Annotated in this window: 15 protein-coding genes; 8 read left to right on the forward strand and 7 right to left on the reverse strand. The window is 71.7% G+C overall.

What is annotated here, in order from left to right; genetic code table 11:
• Positions 1 to 69 precede the first annotated feature (69 nt).
• Positions 70 to 372: a muconolactone Delta-isomerase family protein gene (locus tag ITX44_RS06750; protein ID WP_205356305.1), complete on the reverse strand. Its 303-nt coding sequence runs from the start codon at positions 370 to 372 to the stop codon at positions 70 to 72.
• Between the two features lie 243 nt (positions 373 to 615).
• Between ITX44_RS06750 and ITX44_RS06755 the strand changes: the two genes are divergently transcribed.
• From ITX44_RS06755 to ITX44_RS06765, 3 genes are all read left to right on the forward strand, one after another.
• Positions 616 to 1,539, forward strand: coding sequence for a LysR family transcriptional regulator (locus ITX44_RS06755; protein WP_236060156.1), 924 nt, complete (start codon positions 616 to 618; stop codon positions 1,537 to 1,539).
• A 244-nt stretch (positions 1,540 to 1,783) separates the two neighbouring features.
• Positions 1,784 to 2,497 carry an SDR family NAD(P)-dependent oxidoreductase gene (locus tag ITX44_RS06760; protein ID WP_205356105.1) on the forward strand — a complete coding sequence of 238 codons (714 nt, stop codon included), beginning with the start codon at positions 1,784 to 1,786 and terminating at the stop codon, positions 2,495 to 2,497.
• Between the two features lie 78 nt (positions 2,498 to 2,575).
• Positions 2,576 to 2,950: an SgcJ/EcaC family oxidoreductase gene (locus tag ITX44_RS06765; RefSeq protein ID WP_205356106.1), complete on the forward strand. Its 375-nt coding sequence runs from the start codon at positions 2,576 to 2,578 to the stop codon at positions 2,948 to 2,950.
• Positions 2,951 to 3,003: 53 nt separating this feature from the next.
• Here ITX44_RS06765 and ITX44_RS06770 read toward each other — a convergent pair whose 3' ends face one another.
• From ITX44_RS06770 to ITX44_RS06790, 5 genes are all read right to left on the reverse strand, one after another.
• Positions 3,004 to 4,194 (reverse strand): LacI family DNA-binding transcriptional regulator, encoded by a 1,191-nt coding sequence (locus ITX44_RS06770; protein ID WP_236060157.1) that lies wholly within the window; start codon positions 4,192 to 4,194, stop codon positions 3,004 to 3,006.
• 91 nt (positions 4,195 to 4,285) lie between these two features.
• Entirely contained in the window at positions 4,286 to 5,953 is a 1,668-nt protein-coding gene (locus ITX44_RS06775; protein ID WP_205356107.1) for a glycoside hydrolase family 13 protein, read from the reverse strand.
• A 158-nt stretch (positions 5,954 to 6,111) separates the two neighbouring features.
• Entirely contained in the window at positions 6,112 to 7,020 is a 909-nt protein-coding gene (locus tag ITX44_RS06780; RefSeq protein ID WP_205356108.1) for a carbohydrate ABC transporter permease, read from the reverse strand.
• Between the two features lie 30 nt (positions 7,021 to 7,050).
• Positions 7,051 to 8,007: a carbohydrate ABC transporter permease gene (locus tag ITX44_RS06785; protein WP_205356109.1), complete on the reverse strand. Its 957-nt coding sequence runs from the start codon at positions 8,005 to 8,007 to the stop codon at positions 7,051 to 7,053.
• 88 nt (positions 8,008 to 8,095) lie between these two features.
• Positions 8,096 to 9,466: an ABC transporter substrate-binding protein gene (locus ITX44_RS06790; RefSeq protein ID WP_205356110.1), complete on the reverse strand. Its 1,371-nt coding sequence runs from the start codon at positions 9,464 to 9,466 to the stop codon at positions 8,096 to 8,098.
• Positions 9,467 to 9,660: 194 nt separating this feature from the next.
• Here ITX44_RS06790 and ITX44_RS06795 point away from each other — a divergent pair, with 194 nt between their 5' ends.
• The 5 genes from ITX44_RS06795 to ITX44_RS06815 all read left to right on the forward strand — a co-directional run bounded on the left by ITX44_RS06795 (position 9,661) and on the right by ITX44_RS06815 (position 20,224).
• Entirely contained in the window at positions 9,661 to 10,677 is a 1,017-nt protein-coding gene (locus ITX44_RS06795; RefSeq protein ID WP_205356111.1) for a LacI family DNA-binding transcriptional regulator, read from the forward strand.
• 295 nt (positions 10,678 to 10,972) lie between these two features.
• Positions 10,973 to 13,945 (forward strand): CBM35 domain-containing protein, encoded by a 2,973-nt coding sequence (locus ITX44_RS06800; protein WP_307795130.1) that lies wholly within the window; start codon positions 10,973 to 10,975, stop codon positions 13,943 to 13,945.
• Between the two features lie 106 nt (positions 13,946 to 14,051).
• Complete coding sequence (locus ITX44_RS06805) at positions 14,052 to 14,720, forward strand: TetR/AcrR family transcriptional regulator (RefSeq protein WP_205356113.1); 669 nt, start codon at positions 14,052 to 14,054, stop codon at positions 14,718 to 14,720.
• Positions 14,721 to 14,957: 237 nt separating this feature from the next.
• Positions 14,958 to 16,574 carry an MFS transporter gene (locus ITX44_RS06810; RefSeq protein WP_205356114.1) on the forward strand — a complete coding sequence of 539 codons (1,617 nt, stop codon included), beginning with the start codon at positions 14,958 to 14,960 and terminating at the stop codon, positions 16,572 to 16,574.
• A gap of 362 nt (positions 16,575 to 16,936) precedes the next feature.
• Positions 16,937 to 20,224, forward strand: coding sequence for a TIM-barrel domain-containing protein (locus ITX44_RS06815; RefSeq protein WP_205356115.1), 3,288 nt, complete (start codon positions 16,937 to 16,939; stop codon positions 20,222 to 20,224).
• Between the two features lie 85 nt (positions 20,225 to 20,309).
• Here the strand turns inward: ITX44_RS06815 and ITX44_RS06820 are convergent, their stop codons facing one another.
• Positions 20,310 to 20,756, reverse strand: a complete 447-nt coding sequence (locus ITX44_RS06820; RefSeq protein WP_205356116.1) for a MarR family winged helix-turn-helix transcriptional regulator — start codon at positions 20,754 to 20,756, stop codon at positions 20,310 to 20,312.
• Positions 20,757 to 20,768 lie beyond the last annotated feature (12 nt).

The following is a 20,768-nucleotide window of genomic DNA, read 5'->3' on the forward strand; positions in this document are numbered from 1 at the left end:
CGGGTCGTACGGGTATCGGGGCGCGGAGCTGCGGGCCGGCGGCGGCCGGTGCGAACGACCGCCGCGGCGTCACGACGTGCCGTCGGGCCGGCCGGGGTCGTTGGGGTGGGACTCCAGCGCAGTCACGGTGAGCGTCATCCACGGGTGCAGCGGCAGCGTGCCGAGCACCTTTTCGTGGAGTTCGTCCTCGTCCGCTGCGCGCCAGACGCCGATGCTGCGCCGCTCGCCGACCGGGCGCCACAACCGCGTGAGGTGGCCGGCGGCGGCCAGTTCCTTCGCCCGGACCGCCTCGGCGGCCCGCCGCCGGTCGACCTCGTCCTGGCTGGTGCCCTCGGGAATGGTGGTCGTGATCTCGACCAGGAACTCGCGCATGGTCCGCATGACCTGCTCCGCTCGTCGGGTGTCCGGCGGGGGCCGGAACACCGCTGGTGATGACGGCCTGCCCGGGCCGGGGCGGCCGGGGCGCCACGTACCGGCCGGACGGCGAGGGGTCACGGTGCCGCCGCGTCACGCCGGGCCGGCCGATTCCGATCCTCCGCCGTCGCCCCGGGCCACGCCACGACCGGTCGCCTCCCTGCTGGGAGGACGCGCCTCCCACCGGCACGGCGACGTAGCATGACGGCCGTGGAGCTGCGCCAACTTCGTTACTTCCTGGCAGTGGCCGAGGAACTGAACTTCGGCCGGGCCGCCGAGCGGCTCCTGATCGCCGGCCCGTCGCTGTCCCAGCAGATCAAGGCGCTCGAACGCGACCTGGGAGTGCGGCTGTTCGACCGTGACCGCCGTTCCGTGTCCCTCACCCCGGCCGGCTCGGACCTGCTCCCGTACACCCGGGCCCTGCTGGAACAGGCCGACGAGCTCCAGCGGCGTGCGCGGCGCCTTTCGGGGTCGCAGCCGGTCCGGCTCGGCTACGTCAACTGGCTTCCCGCGGACCTCGTCGCCCGGACGTCCGCCGTGGCCGACGTACACGTCGACGCATGGGTCGCCCCCTCGCACGCCCAGGCCGCCCGGGTCGCCGACGGCAGCCTGGACCTCGCGGTGTGCTGGGTGCGGACCGTTGACCTGGACCGGCTCGGCCTGAGTGCCCGGCTGCTCGGCGCCGACCGGCTCTACGCCGTCGCCACCGGCAAGGACACCGGCGACGTGCCCGCCCGTGACACGACCGTCCTCGTGGACGACGACACCACCTCCTGGTCGTCCTGGAACGCGTACGCCGAAGACCTCGCCCGTGACACCGGTGCCCGCGCGGCGCGCATCTCCGACGGCGGCATCACCGGCCCGGCTTTCTTCGACCACGTCCGCCGCAGCCGCCGGCCGGTCGTCAACTCGCCCAAGGGCCAGACCACCCAGCTGCCGCCCGACCTCGTCCGGCGGCCCGTCGTCGCGCCCCGGATCCACTGGACCTGGTCCCTGGTGCGGCGCCGCGACGAGGACCGCGCCGCCGTCCTGGCCGTTGTCGACGCCTTGTGCGACGACGTCGGCGACCTCGGCATCCGCACCCCCGACGACTGGCTGCCCGCCGACGACCCGCACCGGTTTTAGACATCGGGCCGCGACCTGCAAGGTACGACCTGCACCGGCACGACCTGCACCGGCACGACCTGCACCGGCACGACCTGCACTGGGAGGCCACGCCTCCCAGCTGGAAGGAAGCCGGTCCTGGCCGGACCGCCCCTGACCTTTGCCTTCGCGTCGGCGCGGAGCGTACGTTCTGGATAGTTGACCGGTCGGCTAGTAGCGAGAACCGGTTGACCGTACGTCCGCCATCACACCGACGAAGGTCATCATGAACTCTCAGCACCAGAAGGTCGCAGTCATCACCGGCGCCTCGCAGGGCATCGGCGCGGGACTGGCCGAGGCCTACCGCAAGCTCGGCTACGCCGTCGTCGCCACGTCCCGTACCATCGCCCCGTCCGACGACGCGGGCGTTCTGACCGTCCAGGGCGACATCGCCGACCCCGCCACCGCCGAGCGTGTCGTCGCCGCCGCCATGGAACGGTTCGGCCGCGTCGACACCCTGGTCAACAACGCCGGCATCTTCGTGGCCAAGCCCTTCACCGACTACAGCCAGGACGAGTACGCCGCCGTGACCGCGGTCAACCTCACCGGCTTCTTCCGCATCACGCAACTGGCCGTCGAGCGGATGCTCGCCCAGGGCGGCGGACACATCGTGAACGTCACCACCAGCCTCGTCGACAACGCCGACGCCCGGGTGCCGTCGGTGCTGGCCTCCCTGACCAAGGGCGGCCTGCAGTCCGCCACCAAGTCGCTCGCCATCGAATACGCCGCTCGCGGCATCCGCGCCAACGCCGTGTCCCCGGGCACCGTGAAGACCCCCATGCACCCCGAGGAGACCCACGCTGCTCTCGCCGCCCTGCACCCGGTCGGCCGGATGGGCGAGTTGAGTGACGTGGTGGACGCGGTGATCTACCTGGAGAACGCCCCGTTCGTCACCGGCGAGATCCTCCACGTCGACGGAGGGATGAGCGCGGGCCACTGAACTCCCGTCCCAGCAGCGGCAGTTGAGCGTCCGAGCCCGTCGTCTCCCTTCCCCTGTCCCTCAGACCGGAGAACCCTCATGAACACCATGACGAACACCGAAACGATCCTGCGGGGCGTCCTCGACCGGTGGAAGGCGGCCGTCGACGCCCACGAGCCGCACGGGGTCGCCGCCGCCTTCACCGAAGACGCCGTTTTCCAGGGGCTGCACCCGTACAGCGTGGGCCGGCAGGGTGTCGTCGACTACTACGCATCGCAGCCCGTGGGCATGTCCGCCGCCTATCGGGTTCTGGAGAGCAGGCGACTTTCCGACGACCTCGTGCTCGGGTACCTGGCCGTCGACTTCTCCTTCACCGACCGGCGGCCCGCCCTGCACGTCAACCTCGGCGTCGTACTCGAACGCTCCGAAGGCGACTGGTACATCGCCCACTACCAGGTCTCCCGGCTCGACTAGGTTCCGCCCCGCGGTGGTTCCGCCATGACCGCCCTGCGCCTGCCGCCGGCCCGTCAGTCGGTGCCGACGGCGCGCAGGCCGGCGTGGGGGAGCCGGGTGCCCTGGTGATGGGGTGCGGTGGAGTGTCGGACGACGAGTTCGGGTTCGTGGAGGAGTTCGGTGGGGGTGGGGTTGGTGCCGTTGATCTGGTTGGTGAGGAGGGTGACGGCGGCGCGGGACATGGCTTCGATGGGTTGGCGCAGGGTGGTCAGGGGTGGGTCGGTGTAGTTCATGAAGGCGGAGTCGTCGTAGCCGACGACGGACAGGTGGTGGGGGACGGTGAGTCCTTGTCGGCGGGCGGCGCGGATGGCGCCCAGGGCCAGGACGTCGCTGCCGCAGATGAGGGCGGTGATGCCGGTGGTGATGAGGTCGGTGGCGACGGCTTGTCCGCCTTCGAAGGAGAAGATGGCGTGGCCGATGGGGTGTGCGGTGCGGCCGGTGGGTGCACGGTCGGCCAGGGCGGTGAAGGCTGCGGCTTTGCGGCGGGAGGGGGTGTGGTCGGCGGGACCCACCATCAGTCCGATGCGGGTGTGGCCGAGCGAGGTCAGGTGGGCGTAGGCCTGCTGGACCGCGGCCACATCATCCGTCGACACCTGAGGAAAACCGGGTGTCCGGATCGCCCCGCGCTCCTGGCGCCGCTCGCCGGGACGGTACGGGCCGCGGTCCGCGGGGGCCGGCGGGTCATGCGGCCGGTCCTGGGACGGATGAGATGGATGAGACGGATGGGGCGGGCGGTCGAGCGGCCGCTCGGCCCGGACCGCCGCGTAGTCGACCGCGGCGTTGAGCAGCACGACGGGCACGCCCCGCCGGAGCAGCGCACCGTACTCGTCGGCGCTCAGTCCGCCGCAGAAGATGACGCCGGAGACCTGCTGGTCCAGCAGCATCGTCACGTATTCCGCCTCGGTGAGCCCGCCGGCGGTGCGGGTGCAGAGGACGGGGGTGAAGCCGAGCTGCACCAGCGCGCCGCCCGCGACCTCCGCCAGCGCCGGGAAGATCGGATTCTGCAGCTCGGGCAGCACCAGACCCACCAACCGCGCCCGCACACCCCGCAATTGAGTCGGCCGCTCATAACCCAGCACATCAAGCGCCGTCAGCACCGCCTGCCGCGTACTGTCCGACACCCCCGGCTTACCGTTCAGCACCCGGCTCACCGTCGCCTCGCTGACCCCCACCCGCTTGGCGACTTCCGCCAGTCTCCGAGTCATGACGTGATGTCCGCTCTCTTCCGTGAGTGCTTCCGTGAGTTCTTCGGGGAGTTGTTCGTCGAGTTGTTTCTCGTCGAGCTTTTCTCCGTGGTCAGCGTTGCCGCAGCCATACGGTCGTGTCGGAGGGCAGCTCACGCGCGGCCCGGTCGAGGCCGGGGTCGCTGGCGAGGACGACATCCGCGTCCTCGGGCAGTGGCGTGGCCGCTCCGGAGAGGTTCGCCAGGCAGGAGAAGCCGTCACCGCGGGCGAAGCCCAGGACGCCCGCAGGGATTCCGGGGAGCCAGCGGAAGTCCGGGCCGCGCAGGCCCCGTTCGGCCCGGCGCAGCCGCAGCGCGGTCCGGTAGAAGGTGAGCATCGACTCCGCCCTGCCCTCCTGCGCCTGCGCGGTGTAGGCGGCCCACTGCTGCGGCTGCGGCAGCCACGGTGGCGCGGTCGCGCCCTCGGGGCTGAAGCCGAACGGCGGGCGGTCCCCGGACCAGGGCAGCGGCACCCGGCAGCCGTCGCGGCCGATGTCGGTGCCGCCGGTGCGGTGGAAGATCGGGTCCTGGCGCAGCTCGTCCGGAATGTCCTCGACCTCCCACAGGCCCAGCTCCTCGCCCTGGTAGAGGTAGCAGCCGCCGGGCAGCGCCAGGTCGAGCAGCAGCGCGGCCCGCGCCCTGCGGGTGCCCAGCTCCAGGTCGGTCGGCGCCTTGTGCTGGCGCAGCGACAGCCCGAAGGACGTGTCGGCGCGGCCGTAGCGGGTGACGTGCCGGGTGACGTCGTGGTTGGACAGCACCCAGGTGGCGGGGGCGCCGACCGAGGCGTGCGCGGCCAGTGTCGCGTCGATGACCCGGCGCAGCGCGGCCGCGTCCCAGGGGCAGTTGAGGTAGTCGAAGTTGAAGGCGCTGTGCATCTCGTCGGGCCGCAGATAGGCGGCGAACCGTTCCGGGTCGCCGAGCCACACCTCACCGATCAGGGCGCGGGGCCGTTCGTAGCCGTCTGCGAGGGCGCGCCAGGCGCGGTAGATGTCGTGCACGTCGTCGCGGTCGATGTACGGGTGCGGGGCCGGCGGCGCGGTGTGGTCGAAGTCCGGGAGCGCGGGGTCCTTGGCGGGCATCGTCGCGGAGTCGATCCGCACCCCGTCGGCGCCGCGGTCGAACCAGAAGCGCAGCACGCTCTCGTGCTCCTCGCGGACCTTGGGGTTGTTCCAGTTCAGATCGGGCTGCTCGGGCGCGAACAGGTGCAGGTACCACTCGCCGGGCGTGCCGTCGGGGTTGGCGGTACGGGCCCAGGCCGACCCGCCGAACACCGACTGCCAGTCGTTCGGCGGCAGTTCGCCGTACGCGCCCCGGCCGGGCCGGAACCAGAACAGGTCGCGCGCCTCGGCGCCGGGACCCGCGGCCAGTGCCTCCCGGAACCAGGCGTGCCGGTCGGAGACGTGGTTCGGTACCACGTCGACCACGATCTGCAGGCCCAGGGCGTGGGCCTCGGCGATGAGCGCCTCGGCCTGCTCCAGGGTGCCGAAGGCGGGGTCGATACGGCGGTAGTCGGCGACGTCGTATCCGGCGTCGGCCTGTGGGGAGGCGTACCAGGGGCTGAACCACAGGGCGTCGACGCCGAGATCGGCCAGATAGGGCAGGCGGTCGCGGACGCCGGTCAGGTCGCCGATTCCGTCGCCGTCGCCGTCGGCGAAGGAGCGGGGGTAGACCTGGTAGATGACGGCGTCACGCCACCACTGGGCGTGCTCGGCGGGTTCGGCTGCGGCGTGCTGATCGGCCACGGGGGCGGGCTCCTTGCGTGAAGAGAGAGCGGGCACAACGGAAGAAGGGGATGAAACGGCCGCCCTCTTTCTGCAGGTCGGAGGGCAGGGCGGAGCGGCGCGGCGGCGCTGGGCGCGACACCGGGTGAGTCGGCGGGGTGCGACAGGCCGGCGCCGGGTCAGCCCTTGAGTGCCCCCGCGGAGAGCCCGCCGAGGATGTGCCGCTGGAAGAACAGGAACAGCACGATCATCGGCACCGCCGCGATGGCCAGGCCCGCGATCATCTCGGTCGGCGGCACCTGCGTGGTGGACGTGGACAGCCGGTGCAGCGCCACCGACAGCGTCTGCTTGTCGGGGTCCTGGAGCACCAGCAGCGGCCACAGGAAGTCCTTCCACATCCCGACGACCGCGAAGACGGAGATCACCGCGAGCACCGGACGGGACAGCGGGAGCACCACACGCAGCAGTGTCTGCAGCCGGGAGGCCCCGTCCACGCTCGCGGCGTCGAGGAGTTCGCCGGGGATCCGGTCGAAGAACCGCCGCAGCACATAGATGTTGAAGGCATTGGCAGCGCCCGGCAGCCACAGCGCCCAGGGCGTGTTGAGCAGATTCAGATGGAGCAGCGGCAGATCGGATACGGTCAGGTAGGCGGGCACCAGCAGCGCCGCGGAGGGCAGCATCAGGCTGGCGAGCATCCCGGCGAAGATCGCCTTGCCGAAGGCCGGCCGCAGCTTCGACAGCGCGTAGGCCGCGCACACGTCCACCGAGATCTGGATCAGCCAGCCGCCGGCGGCGTACCAGACGGTGTTGAGGAAGAAGTGCGCGATGTCCATCTGGCTCCACGCGTCCTGGTACGCGGTCAGGTGGACGGACTTCGGCAGCAGCGTCGGGGTCTGCGCGGCGAACTGGCGCGGCGTCTCCAGCGCCGAACTCGCCATCCAGTACAGGGGGAAGAGGAAGGCCGCGGCGAACAGCACGGTGGTGACGGTCAGCACCGTGAAGTAGACGGCGCGGTAGCGGGGTCCGGCCAGCTCCTGGTCGGAGATCAGGCTGCGGTTCGCCGGTGCGGCGGGGGAGGGTGCGGTCATGGTCGGGGTCCCTGGTCGTCGCTGGTGCGGTCAGTCCGATTCGCGGGTCAGCCGCAGGTAGAGCGCGGCGAACACGCCGAGCACGGCGAACAGCAGCACGCTCATCGACGCGGCCAGCCCGAAGTCGTTGTCGACCGCGAAGGCGTAGCGGTAGATCAGCGTCATCACGGTGATCGTCGACGGGTCGGTGAAGCCGGTGAGCTGGAACGGCTCGATGAAGACCTGCATCGTGGAGATGATCTGGAGCAGCAGCAGGACCAGCATGATGAACCGCATCTGCGGCAGCGTGACGTACCGCAGCCGGGCCCATATGCCGGCGCCGTCCAGCTCCGCGGCCTCGAACAGCTCGCCGGGGATGGCCTGGAGCGCGGCCAGGTACATCAGTGTCGCGCCGCCCATGTTCGCCCAGGTCGACACCAGCACCAGCGAGATCATCGCGGCGTGCGGCGACTGGACCCACTGCGAGGTCGGCAGGTGCGCGCCACGCAGCACGGTGTTGAACAGGCCGCCGCCCGGGTCGTAGAAGAACTGCCAGAGCATGACGACGACGATCGGCGGCAGCATCACCGGCAGGTACACCGCGATGCGGAAATACGCCTTGAAGTGCCGCAGTTCGTTGAGGAGCACCGCGATGACGAACGGCACCGCGTAGCCGAGCAGCAGGGCGAGGCCGGTGAACTCCGCGGTGTTCTTCCACGCGGTCCAGAACAGCGGGTCGTCGAACAGGCGGCGGTAGTTGGCCAGACCCACCCACCTCGGCGCGGTGATCAGGTTGTCCTGCTGGAAGCTCAGCACGATGCCCCGGACCAGCGGGTACCACGAGAACACCGCGAAGCAGACGATGCCGGCGGCCATGAAGGCGTACGCCAGGGCGTTGTCGGCGATCCGGCGGCGCAGCCGGGCGCGCCGCGCGGAGTGCGTCCCGGGGCGGCGGCGGGCTGGGGCCGCGGGGGAGCCGGGGCGGCGGGGGGCCAGGGATGTGGCCATGGGAACTCCTTCGTCGGCGCCCGCGGGCCGCGCCGGTCAGGGCTCGGCCGGCCCGCGGACGGTGCAGGGTGGACTTCCGGGTGGGCGGCTACTGCGCCGCGAGCAGGGAGTCGACCTGCTTGGCCGCGTCCGACAGCAGGCCGTCGATGTCGGCGTCCTTCTGCGTGAGGACCTTCGCCATGGCGGTGTCCAGCACCGCGTAGATCTGCTGGGCCTTCGGCGGTTCGAGCACCAGCGGGATGCCGGGCAGCGACTGCTCGAACGGCGCGTAGTTGGCCACCGGCTGGTTGGCGTACTTCTTGTCGGCGGCGGCCTTGGCCGCCGCGGCGGCGCCGGTCCAGATGTTGGGCTCGGGCAGGCCGACCGGCTGCCCGGCCCGGGCCGCGCGCTGGGCGCCCAGGTCGATGCGGCCGGGGTTCTCGTACTTGAAGGTCACCCAGGCCAGGGCGGCCTTGATCTGGGCGGGGGTGTCCTTGGGGTTGAACATGAACCCGCCGCCGCCGGCCAGTGTGCCCCGTCCGCCGGGGATCGGGCCGAGGCCGTAGTCCTTGGGGTCGCCCTTGTACTGCGAGGCGATGGTGGGGATGTTGTCCGCGGTCGCGAGGTACATGCCGAGCTTGCCCGCGCCCATCATCTGCAGCAGGTCCGCCCACTCCAGCAACTGCCGCTGCCCCATGGAGCCGTCGCTCCAGCGCATGTCGTGCAGTTGCCGGAGCACCGCCTGGCCGGTGGTGTTGTCGAAGTCGGCCTTCCAGGTGCCGTCGGACTGCTGCTTGGCGACGTCGCCGCCGCGCGAGTACATCTCGGCGGTGAAGTGCCAGCCGCCGGTGTTGGACTTGCTGTAGTCGCCGTAGCCGACGACGCCGTGGCCGAGGGCGGCGATCCGCTTGGCGTCCGCGCGGACCTCGTCCCAGGTCGTCGGCGGCCGGTCCGGGTCGAGCCCGGCCTGCTGGAACAGTACGCGGTTGTAGACCAGGCCCATCGAGTAATTGCCCTCGGGCAGGCCGTAGGTGTGGCCGTTCGCGTCCTGGAAGACCTTGCGCAGTTGCGGCTTGACCTGGTTCACGGCCGGGAACTGCGACAGGTACGGGGTGATGTCGGCCGCCTGGTGCCGGGCGATCAGGCCCGCGGGGTCGGTGTAGTAGACGTAGAAGGCGTTCTCCAGCTGGCCGCCGGCCAGCTTGGTGGCGAAGGTCTGCGGGTCCATCTGGCCCTCGTGCGGCACCACCTTGATCTTGGGGTGCAGCTTCTCGAAGGCCGATACGTCCGCCAGGAAGATCTTCCGGTTCACCGGGTCGGTCTTGGCGGGCATGTCGTTGACCGTGATGGTGACGGTGCCGTCGGCGGCGGCCGACGAGCCGGAGGAGCTGCCGCAACCGCTCACTGCGAGGGCGAGCCCTGCCGCCATGGCGACGGCGAAGGCCGTGCGGGCTCTGCTGCCCGCCGGGAAACCGGTCATGAATCGTCCCTGGTCATGAGGGTGGTGGAAGGGGCGGCCGCTCCCCGAAGTGACGCACAAGCTACGTCGCCCGCACCAAGCCCGCAATACAGAAACACATTTACGCAAAAACCAGACTGATGTGTTGTGGCAGCGCGTAAGTCGCGCATGTACAACGCAGAAAATCGACAGCCGAGCACGGCTATAGTGCGCACATGGTGCGCAAGCTCGTGCAGGTGGCCCAGAAAGTGGGGGTCAGCGAGGCGACGGTGAGCCGGGTGCTGAACGGTAAGCCGGGGGTGTCGGACAGTACGCGGCAGGCGGTGCTGACGGCGCTTGATGTGCTGGGTTATGAGCGGCCGACTCAATTGCGGGGTGTGCGGGCGCGGTTGGTGGGTCTGGTGCTGCCCGAGCTGCAGAATCCGATCTTCCCGGCGCTGGCGGAGGTCGCGGGCGGCGCGCTGGTGCAGCTCGGCTTCACTCCTGTGCTGTGCACCAGGTCGGCGGGCGGGCTGACCGAGGCGGAGTACGTGACGATGCTGCTGGACCAGCAGGTCTGCGGCGTCATCTTCTGCGGCGGGCTCACCCTGGACGAGAGCGCGGCCCTGAAGGAGCGCGGTGTGCCGGTGGTGCTGCTGAACGCCGCGGTCGACCACGGCGGTTTTCCTCAGGTGTCGACGGATGATGTGGCCGCGGTCCAGCAGGCCTACGCCCACCTGACCTCGCTCGGCCACACCCGCATCGGACTGATGGTGGGTCCCGCCGACCACACCCCCTCCCGCCGCAAAGCCGCAGCCTTCACCGCCCTGGCCGACCGTGCACCCACCGGCCGCACCGCACACCCCATCGGCCACGCCATCTTCTCCTTCGAAGGCGGACAAGCCGTCGCCACCGACCTCATCACCACCGGCATCACCGCCCTCATCTGCGGCAGCGACGTCCTGGCCCTGGGCGCCATCCGCGCCGCCCGCCGACAAGGACTCACCGTCCCCCACCACCTGTCCGTCGTCGGCTACGACGACTCCGCCTTCATGAACTACACCGACCCACCCCTGACCACCCTGCGCCAACCCATCGAAGCCATGTCCCGCGCCGCCGTCACCCTCCTCACCAACCAGATCAACGGCACCAACCCCACCCCCACCGAACTCCTCCACGAACCCGAACTCGTCGTCCGACACTCCACCGCACCGGCTCCGACACCGGCACCGGCCGACGGCGACAGGCCGTAGGAGCGGGAGCCCCGCGGAATCCGAGCAAGAAACCGACCGAAAAGCTTCGCCGCATTCACCGCCGGCTGCCGCGCCCGCCCGCGATGCGCGAACGTCCGTGCAGGTCAGGCCATTTGTCGTGGACGGCAGGCGGATTCCGCGCGGTGCCGCGGGAATTCCACGGGTCGGCGTCCGCGCATTGCACCGGAGGTGACCCGGGGCTACGGTGCCGCTCACTCAAGCACCCCCCCACCTGCTGCGGAGCCCGTCCATGCCCGAATCCCCCCGGGGCACCCGTCTGCCCACATCAGCGCCCGTGCCCGGATCAGCGCCTGCCCCCGGACCGGCGTCTGTCCCCGGACCGGCGTCTGTCCCCAGAACAGCGCCCGCCGCGGTCGTCGCGCTGCTCGCCCTGCTGGCCGCCCTCGTCGGCTGGACCGCCCTGCGTGCCTCGGCATCCCCCGCCGGCGCCGTCTACGAGGCCGAGTCGGCCGCCTTGTCAGGCGGCGCCGCGGTCGCGACCGACCACACCGGCTACTCCGGCGCGGGCTTCGTCGGCGGTTACACCGACGGCAACAAGGGCAGTGCCGCGACCACCTTCTCCGTCACCGCGGCAAGCGCCGGCGGCTACGTCTCCACGCTGCGCTACGCCAACGGCACCACCGCCCCGCAGACCCTCTCGGTCTACGTCAACGGCGCCAGGCTGACCCAGATCTCGCTGCCCGCCACCGCCGACTGGAACACCTGGAACACCTTCGCCACCCCTGTCACGCTGACCGCGGGCGGCGACACCATCGCCTACCGCTTCGACAGCACCGACAGCGGCAACGTCAATCTCGACGACATCACCCTCACCGCCGCCCCGGCCCCGCCCGGCGGCCAGTACGAGGCGGAGTCCGCGGCCCTGTCCGGCGGCGCGGCCGTCGCCGCCGACCACACCGGCTTCACCGGCGCGGGGTTCGTCGGCGGTTACACCGACGGCAACAAGGGCAGTGCCGCGACCACCTTCTCCGTCACCGCCGCGAGCGCCGGAAGCACGCCGGTCACCCTGCGCTACGCCAACGGCACGACGACCACCCGCACTCTGTCCGTCTACGTCAACGGCACGAAGGCCGTGACCACTTCACTGCCGGCCACCGCCGACTGGAACACCTGGGGCACCGTCACCGAGAACCTGACGCTCAAGGCCGGCGCCAACACCGTCGCCTACCGCTTCGACAGCACCGACAACGGCAACGTCAACCTCGACAACATCACCGTCGGCAGCACCACGACCACCCCGCCCACCACCCCGCCGCCCGGCAACGGCCAGACCTACGACGCGGCCACCGCCTTCTTCACCGGCGGCCCCTCGGTCGCCACCTCGATCTCCGGCTACTCCGGCAGCGGTTACCTGACCGGCTTCACCGCCCAGGGCGCCCAGACCCAGATCGACACCGCCGTGCCCTCGGCCGGCGCCTACACCGTATCGGTCGGCTACGCGAACTCCACCGGCTCGGCGCAGACCCTCTCGCTCTACCTCAACGGCATCAAGGACTCCCGGCTGAGCCTGCCCGCCGGCAGCGGCTGGCGGTCCGTCAGCGCATCGGTCACCCTGCGCTCCGGGCTGAACCTGATCGGGCTCCAGCACGACTCCGGCGACACCGGCGACGTGGCGGTCGACGGCGTGACGATCGACGGCGGCACCGCGCTCGCCACCCGGGGCGCGACCCTGCCGTACACCGAGTACCGGGCCGCCGACGCCACCACCAACGGCACCGTGCTGCCGGCCGGCCGCGCGTACCCCTCGCTCGCATCCGAGGCCACCGGCCGCAGCGCCGTACAGCTCACCGGCACCGGGAAGTACGTCCAGATCACCCTCACCAAGCCGGCCGACTCCGTGGTCGTGCGCTACTCGATCCCGGACACCTCCGACGGATCGGCCATCACCGCCCCGCTCACCCTCTACGCCGGCGGCTCCAAGGTCACCGACCTGACGCTGACCAACAAGTACTCCTGGCTGTACGGCGACGGCTACCACGACACCAACAGCCCCGCAGGCGGCTCCGGCCACCACTTCTACGACGACGTGCGCTACAGGAACTCCGGTACCTGGCCGGCGGGGACCGTCCTGAAACTGCAGAAGGACAGCACGGCCGGCGGCACGTACACGATCGACACGGTCGACACCGAACTGGTCGATGCTGCCTACGCCATGCCCGCGGGATACGTCTCGGCGGCGGACTACGGCGTGACTCCCGGCGGCGACGTGACCTCGGCACTGAACAGCGCGCTCAGCCGGCTCTCCGGCACCGGCCAGGGTTTGTGGCTGCCCGCCGGCACCTACGGCATCTCCGGCCGCGTGAATCTGAGCGACGTCTCGCTGCGCGGCGCCGGCCCCTGGTACACCACCGTCCAGTCCACCGCGGAGAACGGCGACGGCGGCCTCTACGCGACCGGCGGACGCAACCAGATCGCCGACCTGTCGATCTTCGGCGACCACACCTTCCGCAACAACGACCAAGGGGCGCCCACCATCGAGGGCGCCTTCGCCTCGGGCTCGCTCGTCCTTGACGTGTGGCTGGAGCACGCCAAGGTCGGCCTGTGGGCGGTGCCCGCCACCGGCCTCGACGCGGCGGGCCTGCGGGTCCGCGACATCTTCGCCGACGGCGTCCACCTGCACGGCGGATCGACCGGCTCCCGCGTCGAGCAGTCCGACGTCCGCAACACCGGCGACGACAACATCGCCCTGGACACCGAGGGCGGCGACGTCACCGCCTGCACCGTCTCGCACAACACCGTGCAGAGCCCGATCCAGGCCAACGGCATCGGCGTCTACGGTGGCGGCAACAACGTGGTGGAGGACAACGCGGTCAGCGACACGGTCGCCTTCGGCTCCGGCATCACCGTCAGCACCGCCTTCGGCCAGAACTTCTCCGGCCCCACCACCGTCCGCGACAACCTCCTGCTGCGCACCGGCTCCCACAACGGCAACTGGAACTCCGACATCGGCGCCCTGTGGATCTTCGCCGACGCCAAGGGCGACATCACCCAGCCGGTGAACGTCACCGGCAACACCATCAAGGACAGCTCCTACCAGGCCGTCCTGCTCAGCTTCGGCCACACCATCAGCAACCTGACCCTCGACCACGACACCATCGACGGGGCCGGCACCTACGGCTTCGACATCAACAACGTCACCGGCGCCATGACGGTCAGCAACACCACCGTGAGCGGCACCGGCTCCGCTGCCCTGAACAACCCCGGCGGCTACACCGTCAACAGGGGCCCGGGGAACTCGGGCTTCTGACCCGTCCCAAGAGTCCCGCATGCGGCCCGGCCGCGCGTCACGACGCGCGGCCGGGCCCGTCGCCGCGGGGCGGTACGGCGACTGGCCCCGCCGTAGCATCGACCCCATGGCGCGGGACGGGCACAGCCGGCGGCCGGGGCGGCCCGGGAAGGACACCGGGGCACGTGAAGCCATCCTCGGCGTGGCCCGGACACGGTTCCTGGCGCGCGGATACGACGCCGTGACGCTGCGGTCCATCGCGCGGGAAGCGGGCGTGGACCCCGCCCTCATCAGCTACTACTTCGGCTCCAAACGAGGGCTGTTCGGCGCCGCGATGGCGCTGGTGACCAACCCCGCCGAGGCGATCGCGGAAGCGCTCCAGGGCGATCCCGCCACCTTCGGCCCCCGGGCCCTGCGCACGATGCTCGTCTCCTGGGACTCCGCCGAGTCCGGCCCCGCGCTGCTGGGGATGCTGCGCAGGGTCGCCGCGGACGACGACTCCGCCGCCCTGGTCAGGGAGGTGCTGGAGCGGGAGCTGATCGACCGCGTCGCCGACCGGATCGGGGGGCCGCACGCCCGGATGCGGGCGATGGCGTTCTGCACCCAGATGGCCGGCATCATCGTCACCCGCTACCTGCTGCGCATGGAGCCGATCGCGTCCATGCCGGCCGAGGAGGTCGCGCGCCTGTACGGGCCCGCGGTCCGTGCCGCGCTCCAGGACCCGGTACGACGGCGCCCGGCCGGGCCCGCGCCCGCTTCCGCGAACTCCGACGCAGGAACGCGCGGCCGGGGCTGACGGCGCGCGCCGGCCCTCGCGGTGGGCGTCGAAGGCGTGCGCGAATTCATCGCCCGGACCGATCCGCGCCGGCCGGCCCCCCGGCCGCAGGCGACGCGTGCCCGGCTGACCAGCAGAAAGGCTCCCCGCACCATCGCGGGAGCCGTCGCCCGGTAATTCAACAGCGTGGAAAACGCGGGCCGGGCCGCGCCACGGTGGTCGCGTCAGCAACGGACATCCTGACGGAGGAGGGCGTCCATGCGCACCCACGCGCGCACCCGGGTCGAGGGATCCTCGACCACGCCGCCGACGAGCGGCGGCCGGCCCGTACGCCACGGCCCGGTCCTGTTCATCACCTGCCTCGCGCTCGGCGCGGTCGTCTCGGCGATGGCCTCGCTGAACGTCGCGCTGCCGGACCTGGCCCGCGACACCCATGCCGGGCAGACGCAGCTGGCCTGGGTGGTGGACGCCTACAGCCTGGCCTTCGCCTCTCTGCTGCTGCCCGCGGGGGCACTCGGCGACCGGTTCGGCCGGCGGCGGCTGCTCCTCATCGGTCTCGTCGTCTTCGCGGCCGGTTCCGTGCTCGCCGTCCTGACCAGGAACCCGGACCAACTCATCGGCCTGCGCGGCCTGCTGGGCGTCGGAGCGGCGATGGTGATGCCGGCGACCCTCTCCACCATCACCAGCACCTTTCCGCGCGAACAGCGCACCCGGGCGGTGAGCGTGTGGACGGCGGTCGCCGCCGCCGGCGCGGTCGTCGGGGTGCTGTGCACCGGGCTGCTGCTCCAGGAGTGGTCGTGGCGCTCGGCGTTCCTGCTCAACGTGGTGCTGGGCGGCGTCGCCGCTGTCGGCACCCTGATGTTCGTGCCGGAGTCGGCCGAACGCGACCGGCCGCGGCTGGACGTGGTGGGCGCGGTGATCGCCGTGGTCGGCCTCCTGGCGCTGGTCCACTCGGTGATCGAGGCCCCGACCCGCGGCTGGACCGACCCGCTCACCCTCGGCGGGATCGCGCTCGGGCTGCTGGTGCTGGCCGGCTTCACGCTCTGGGAACTGCGCCGGGAGCACCCGCTGCTGGACCCGCGGCTGTTCCGCAACCGCCGGTTCGCGGCCGGCTCGGTGTCGGTGACGCTCCAGTTCCTGGTCTTCTTCGGTTTCATCTTCGTGGCCATGCAGTATCTGCAACTCGTCCGCGGCGACAGCCCGTTGACGGCCGCGGTGGGTGTGCTGCCGTTGGCCGCAGCGCTGGTGCCGGCGACCCGGCTGACGCCCAGGCTGGTTGGGCGCGTCGGAGTGCGCCGGCCGTGGGTGGCCGGACTGGTGCTCGTCGCCGCCGGCATGGCGGTGCTCTCCCGGCTCGCCGCTGACAGTTCGTACGGACTGGTCGTCGCCGGACTGCTGCCGCTGGGCGCCGGCATGGGCCTGGCGATGACCCCGGCCACCACCGAGATCACCGACGCCCTGCCGAAGGCACTGCAGAACGTGGGTTCGGCGATGAACGACCTGTCCCGCGAACTGGGCGGGGCGCTGGGCATCGCGATCCTGGGCAGCGTACTGAGCGCGGGCTACCACGACCACCTGCACCTGCCGCCCGGGCTGCCGCCGAAGGCCGAGGGCGCTGCTCGGGCCTCGCTGGCCGGCGCGGAGGCGGTCGGCGGCAGCGCCGCCGCGCAGTCGGCCCGGAGCGCGTTCGTGGACGGCCTGCACCTGGCCTTCTCCACGGGCGCGGGTGTCGCACTGCTGGCCGCCCTGGCCGTGGCACTGCTGCTGCGGGGCGCCGCACCGGCCCGGCGGGCGGGCGAGGACGAGGACACCGCGCGCCCGGAGCCCGCCCGCAGGCCGTCCGCGGTCGCCGACCCCGCCCCTTTCACGGAATGACCGCGCCGACCGCGCACCTGCCGGGGGTGCTTTCCAACGATGAACACAAGCAGTGCCGGCCGTCTGCGACACACTCTCCGACGCACCCTCAACTACCAGCCCATTCAGCCGCGGGACTGGACAACCCCACCCCGCCGTGTTGTCATGCCTGTGCTTTACAACGTTTGAGCAACCCGCACGCAAGGACCCGCACGGCACCGCCTCTGCGCGGCACGCCGACTCCGCACGTCCAGTTACCCGTCCCGCCCGCCCTCGGCGGGACACCGGTACCCGACGCCCCGCCCGGCGGGCCGACGGGCGGGCGCCGACGGTGTCGTCGTACGCGCGCCGGCGTGGCCCTCCGTACCGCAGAAAGGGTAACCATGTCCCTGGGAGTGAACCGGTCCGCCCGTAGACGAAGGCGACGCGGCGTCGCACTCGTCGCCCTCACCGCCGCGCTGGCGGGGGTGACGGTCGCCGCGAACAGCCAGAGCGCCGCCGGGGCGGACCACAGCACGCGGCCGGCGGCCGTGGTGTCGGGCGACGCCCGCTTCGAGGTGCTGTCGCCCACCCTCATCCGCACCGAGTACGCCGGGGACGCGCGCTTCCTGGACGCGCCCACGTTCAACGCGATCGGCCGGGACGCGTTCGCCCCGGCCACGTACACCTCGTCGGTCTCCGGCGGCTGGCTCACCGTGTCCACCAGCGCGCTGACGCTGCGGTACAAGGTGGACTCCGGCCCCTTCGACCAGCAGAACCTCTCGGTGACCCTGCGGGCCGGGCAGCAGGACGTGACCGCGGCCCCCTGGCGGCGGCTGACCTGCGCGGTCGGCACGCTCTGCGAGGCCGAGGACCTCCCGTACGACGGCCTGGCCCCGGCCACCGACCACACCGGATACACCGGCACCGGATTCCTCGCCGGATACGCGGCCACCGGCGCCACCGTGTCGGCGCAGGTCGACGTGCCCACCGCCGGCACGTACGCCTTCGACGCCCGGTACGCCAACGCGTTGGGCGGCGACGGGAAGAACACCACCCGGACCCTGACCGTCACCGTCGACGGCGGCTCCCCGCAGCAGGCGCAGCTGCCCGTCACCGGCAGCTGGGACACCTGGAGCACGCTGTCCGTGCCGCTCCAGCTCGCCCCCGGCGCGCACACGATCGCCCTCACCCGGGCCGCGGCCGACTCCGGCAACGTCAACGTGGACAGCGTCGCGCTCGTCCCGCAGGGCGCCGGCTTCCCGCCGGTCTCCACCCGCGCCGTGCCGCTCTGCGCCTTCGGCACCGCCTGCGAGGCCGAGGACACGAGCTTCACCGGCTCCGCCAAGCAGGCCACGAACCACGCCGGTTACTCCGGCGACGGCTTCCTGGCCGAGCTCAACCAGAACGCCGGCGTGTCCACCCGGGTGGTGAACGTCCCGGCCGACGGCACGTACACGCTGCACCTGCGGTACGCCAACTCCACCGGGGGCGACGGCCAGAACCGGACCCGTACCGCGACCCTCACCGCCGCCGGGACCGCGCAGACGATCTCCCTGCCGGTGACGGGCAGTTGGGACACCTGGGGCACGCTGTCCGTCCCGGTGGCGCTCAAGGCCGGCACCGACGACCTCTCGCTGGCCTGCCCCGACCCGGCCAGCTGCCACGTCAACCTCGACACCCTCGCGGTGACCGCCGCTCAGGCGTCCGCCCCGCCGCCGCACATCGCGCTCGGCGGCTACCGGCGCGGCCTGGACGGCGTGAACGGCGACAACGGTGCGCCGCAGACCGCTCCCGGCCTGCTGCACCAGGACGGCTGGTACCTGCTCGACGACACCCCGTCCGCGGTGTACGACCCGGCCACGCGGACCGCCACCGCGCGCCCGGAGCACGGCGGGGCGCCGTACCAGGACGGCTACGTCTTCGGCTACGGGCACGACTACAAGCAGGCGCTGTCCGACCTCGCCACACTGACCGGCCCGCCCGAACTGCTGCCGCAGTGGGCGTACGGCGTCTGGTACTCGGAGTACTTCGACCGGACCGCCGCCGACTACGAGAGCACGATCCTGCCGGCCTTCCGCTCGCACGGGGTGCCGCTGGACGTGCTGGTCACCGACACCGACTTCAAGTCACCCAACACCTGGAGCGGCTGGGAGATGGACCCGGCCAAGTACCCCGATCCGAAGGGCTTCTTCGACTGGTCCGCGGCGCAGGGGCTGCACAACACGCTCAACATCCACCCGAGCATCCTGGACACCGACCCGCAGTTCGCCCAGGCGCAGGCCACGGCCAAGGGCAAGCTCCAGCCCGGCGGTTGCAGCGCCCCCTCGGGCAGCGGCACCTGCTACGTCTTCGACTTCGGCGACCCGGACCAGCTCAAGGCCTACATGGACCTGCACAGCAGCATGGACCAGGCGGGCAACGACTTCTGGTGGCTGGACTGGTGCTGCGACGACTCCCGGTCCTCGCAAGCCGGCGTGACCCCGGACGCGTGGATCAACCAGCAGTACGCGCAGGACACGCAGCAGGCGAGCGGCGGGCGCGGCTTCGTCCTGTCCCGCGCCTACGGCTCCCTGCAGTCGGGCGGGTACGCCAACCCGTCGGCGGTCCCGACCGGCCCGTGGGCCGACAAGCGCTCCACCATCCACTTCACCGGTGACACCGCGTCGACCTGGGGCACGCTGCGCGCCGAAGTCGGCTACACACCGGGCGAGTCGGCGGCCACCGGCATGTCGGCGATCAGCCACGACATCGGCGGCCACAACGACACGACCGGGCTGAAGGGCTCGGAGACCTACACCTCCGGCGGCCAGACCCGCACCACCGCCAAACTGCCGGACGACCTGTACGTGCGCTGGGTGCAGTTCGGCGCCTTCCAGCCGATCGACCGGCTGCACAGCAACCACAGCGACCGGCTGCCCTGGCAGTACGGGCCGGCGGCCGAGGAGGCCGCGGCGAAGTTCCTGAACCTGCGCGAGAACCTCGTGCCCTACACCTATTCGCTCGCCGAGCAGGCGGCGGCCACCGGAGTGCCGGTCGTACGGCCGACGTACCTGGAGTACCCCGACGAGCCCGCCGCGTACGGCGCCGCAGGCAGCGAGTACTTCTACGGCTCCGACATGCTGGTCGCCCCCGTCACCACGCCGGGCACGACCGCCACCACCTCGGTGTGGTTCCCGCCGGGCCAGTGGACCGACTACTTCACCGGGAAGACGTACACCGGCGGTACCACCCAGGACGTCACGACGACCTGGGACACCATGCCGGTCTTCCTGCGGGCCGGCGCGATCGTGCCCACCAGGACCGGTGACGTCCCGGCCGACGACACGAGCCCGCTGACCGACGTCACCCTGCACATCGCGCAGGGCGCCCCCGGCAGCACCGCGCTGTACGAGGACGACGGCACCACGCCGGACGCCAAGCACCACAGCGCCACGACGCAGATCCGCTACACCGAGAGCGGCGGCCGGCACACCGTACGGATCACTCCGACCGGTGCCTCCTTCCCCGGGCAGGTCCACGCCCGCCGCTGGACCCTGTCCTTCTCCGGCGCGACGGCCCCCACCAGCCTGACCTTCGACGGCGCTCCTCTCGGCGCCGACGCGGTGCACTTCGACACCGCCACGCATGTCCTGACCGTCACCCTGCCCGAGCGCAACGTCCACGCGCCGATCACCTTCAGCTACCAGTAACCACCACGTGAAGTGAGCGGCCACCTCCGCCGCCGGGACCCGGCCGACCGGGACCCGGCGGCGGTCGCGCATCAGCTCCGGCGCATCACCGCCGGCGCGGCTCCGCCGAACGGTCGGGCCCGTGCTGGGCCAGGCGGTCCATGAGCGCCACAGCGGCGGCCAGTTGCTGCCGTTCGCGGCCGGACAGCTCCTCCTCGATGGCCCGGCCGAGCCAGTCGGCCCGGCGCCGGCGTTCCTCGCCGAGCATGTCGCGTCCGGTGTCCGTGAGGTGCAGCACGAGTTTGCGGCCGTCGCTGGGGTGCGGCTCGGCGCGGACCAGGCCGGCGCCGATCAGTTCCTTGACCGCCTTGGCGGCGGACTGGTGGGTGACCCCGCGGCGGGCGGCGATGTCCGCGGTGGTCTGCGGGCCCTCCCGTTCGAGGTAGCCGAGGACGGCGGCTTCACCCGGCGTCATGGTGTCGGCGGCGCGTACGGTACGCACCAGCCGGCCGAGGGTGTGACGCAGGTCCTCGGCGAGGTCGTAGGCGTCCATACCGGCACTTTA

It is taken from the genome of Actinacidiphila acididurans, from assembly GCF_016918855.1.
GTDB lineage: Bacteria > Actinomycetota > Actinomycetes > Streptomycetales > Streptomycetaceae > Actinacidiphila > Actinacidiphila acididurans.